Origin of the sequence: Bradyrhizobium sp., from assembly GCF_049586575.1 — a bacterium.
Lineage (GTDB): Bacteria > Pseudomonadota > Alphaproteobacteria > Rhizobiales > Xanthobacteraceae > Bradyrhizobium.
On record NZ_JBAVCF010000325.1, the window covers coordinates 1 to 2,996 of the forward strand.

Genomic DNA, 2,996 nt, shown 5'->3' on the forward strand with positions numbered 1-2,996 from the left:
GCATGGGGCCGCCCGCCGGGCCGGGTCCAGCCGCGGCCGACAATGACGCCATCCCTGACGACGACGGCGCCCACCGCCGGATTAGGATGCGTACGCCCCAAACCGCGCCGGCCGAGTGCGAGCGCGAGCTGCATGAAGCGCCAATCGGCCGCTTTCGAATCCGCCGCTTTTTGCTTCCACTGGTCTTCCAGAATGCGGAAGATCATTTGCGTAACAGGGCGATCCGCGCGTCGTCGTCGCCGGAGAGCTCGCCGAGCACGGCTTCAAAATCCTTGGCCTCTCTGAAATTGCGATAGACCGACGCAAAGCGCACATAGGCGACGTCGTCGAGCTGGCGCAGATGCTCCATCACGATCTCGCCGATCGCCTCCGATGATATCTCCGCTTCCCCGCCGCTCTCGAGTTCACGCACGATGGCGGAGACCATCTTCTCGACCCGCTCCGTATCCACCGGCCGCTTGCGCAAGGAGATTTGCACCGAGCGCATCAGCTTGTCGCGGTCGAACGGCACCCTGCGGCCGTTGCGCTTGATCACCGTCAATTCGCGAAGCTGCACGCGCTCGAACGTGGTGAAGCGGAAATTGCAGGCGACACATACGCGCCTGCGCCGGATCACGGCGGAATCTTCCGTCGGGCGGGAGTCCTTCACCTGCGTATCGAGACTGTTGCAGCTTGGGCAACGCATCGGATGAGACCCTATTGATAAATCGGGAAGCGGTCGGTGAGCGCCTTCACGCGTTCCTTCATCGCCAATTCCACCAGCGGCGCGGCGCCGTCCTTCGACTGCGCGACCGCGTTCAGAACCTCGGCGATCATGCCGCCGACCTGCTTGAATTCGGCAACCCCGAACCCGCGCGTGGTCGCCGCAGGCGTGCCGAGACGCAGGCCTGAAGTGACGAACGGCTTTTCCGGATCGAAGGGAATGCCGTTCTTGTTGCAGGTGATCGCCGCGCGCACCAGCGCCTTTTCCGAAACGTTGCCCTTCAACCCCTTCGGCCGGAGATCGACCAGCATCAGATGGTTGTCGGTGCCGCCCGAGACGATATCGAGGCCTTCGGCGCGCAAGGACTCCGCCAGCGCCTTGGCGTTCTCGACGACGTTTTTGGCGTAGATCTTGAAGTCCGGCCGCAAGGCTTCGGCAAAGGCCACCGCTTTGGCCGCGATCACGTGCATCAAGGGGCCGCCCTGGAGGCCGGGGAAAATCGCCGAGTTGAATTTCTTGGCGAGCGCCTCGTCATTGCTGAGGATCAGGCCGCCGCGCGGGCCGCGCAGTGACTTGTGCGTGGTAGTGGTCGTGACGTGCGCGTGCGGCACGGGCGAAGCATGAACGCCGCCGGCCACAAGCCCCGCGAAATGCGCCATGTCGACCATCAGATAGGCCCCGATGCTGTCGGCAATTTCGCGGAAACGCTTGAAATCCCAGGGCCGCGAATAGGCCGACCCGCCGGCAATGATCAGCTTTGGCCGAATTTGCTCGGCCTGCTTCGCAATCGCATCCATGTCGAGAAGCTGGTCTTCGCGGCGCACGGTGTAATGCGAGGCCTTGAACCACTTGCCGGACATGTTGACCGGCGATCCGTGGGTGAGATGACCGCCGGCGGCGAGATCGAGCCCCATGAACGTGTCACCCGGCTGGAGCAGCGCCAGGAACACTGCCTGATTCATCTGGCTGCCGGAATTGGCCTGCACGTTGGCGAAGCTCGCGCCGAACAGTTTCTTGGCGCGCTCGATCGCGAGCGTTTCCACCACGTCCACCCACTCGCAGCCGCCGTAGTAGCGGTTGCCGGGATAGCCTTCGGCATATTTGTTGGTCAGCACCGAGCCCTGCGCTTCCAACACCGCGCGGCTGACGATGTTTTCCGACGCGATCAACTCGATCTCGTGGCGCTGACGGCCAAGCTCGCCGCGGATGGCGGCGGCGATGTCCGGATCAGCCTCGCTCAGGGTGGCGGTGAAGAACGAGTCGGGCGCGGAAGTGGTCTTGGCGCTTGAGGGCGAAGAGCTCATGGGCGAAATATCTCCACCGCCGCAACCAGTTAAAGGTGTCGCGGGCGGTTCATTATGGCGGTCGAAAGGGTCTCGCGGGATACCACATTGCCCGGCCATGGCCAAGAGCTTGCGGTAGCCCCCTGATATTTATGCAAGATATGGTGGGGGTCGCCCAGCCCAGGTTGCCTTTAAATGGCATAGCCCTCCTAAATGGCATAGCCCTGCGTTCTCGCAGCCGCGAAGGCCCGAGTTTTTCGCCAAGCCCCTGCAAAAGCAAAGGGCGCAGGGAATGCCGGATGCGCGACCGCACCCGCGGCCTTGTGTGCGAATGAAAAAAGCACACAAGCATAGTCACCACAGGTAAGTCGCATCAATCGACATTCCCTGCACGATGGTTTTAACGGTGTCCTTCGTGCTCTCCCCGGCGATCGGGCTTTCTTGCCACCGTCATCCCCGAGAAGCGTTAGCTTCTTGAGAACTTGATGCCAGCGTCGAGGCATCAGGACCACACGACTTTGCCGTCCGCATCGATGCGCGTCGTCTTCGCGCAGCGTTGCGTCCATCGCATCCCGCACCCAACGTTCGTGACGACCGCGAAGCGCCCCTCTTGAGGTGCGCGGGACAGGCGGAATTGTGCCGCTGATTTTAGGAGAGGATCAATACGGCGCGACCGCGACGAATTGGCACGACGGGCAAATCAGTTGCGGCGATCGAAATCGTGTCAAGTGATGAGCAAATGCTTCGGACCCGTCGCTCCGAGGCGCGGCATCCGGCTGGGTCTAGCTAACCCCGTCGCGATTATAGATGTCGTCGCGGAATTGCACGACGCCGTCCGGCGTTCGCCAACGGCCCCGCTATCGCTCGTCCTGCTCGGGCGGCCTATCCGGCGGGGCCACCGCAATTCTTGACATCGTTGGCAAGGCTCCAACTTTCCTTGGTCCGCAGATTGGTGGTCCGGTAGACGCGGCCGCGGATGTCGCCCGGACATTCCTTCGGCACCTCGACAA

2 protein-coding genes and 1 pseudogene are annotated in these 2,996 nt (G+C 62.6%); all 3 read right to left on the minus strand.

Annotated features, from left to right (window positions below):
• Positions 1-206: pseudogene (locus WB528_RS12590) on the minus strand (bifunctional diaminohydroxyphosphoribosylaminopyrimidine deaminase/5-amino-6-(5-phosphoribosylamino)uracil reductase RibD); the annotation flags it as partial.
• Positions 203-685 carry a transcriptional regulator NrdR gene (gene nrdR / locus WB528_RS12595; RefSeq protein ID WP_423888741.1) on the minus strand — a complete coding sequence of 161 codons (483 nt, stop codon included), beginning with the start codon at positions 683-685 and terminating at the stop codon, positions 203-205. The gene nrdR and the pseudogene WB528_RS12590, both read right to left, overlap by 4 nt.
• Before the next feature lie 11 nt (positions 686-696).
• The gene (glyA, locus tag WB528_RS12600) at positions 697-2,007 is read right to left on the minus strand and encodes a serine hydroxymethyltransferase (protein WP_423888742.1); all 1,311 of its coding nucleotides are present in this window, start codon (positions 2,005-2,007) and stop codon (positions 697-699) included.
• Positions 2,008-2,996: the final 989 nt, after the last annotated feature.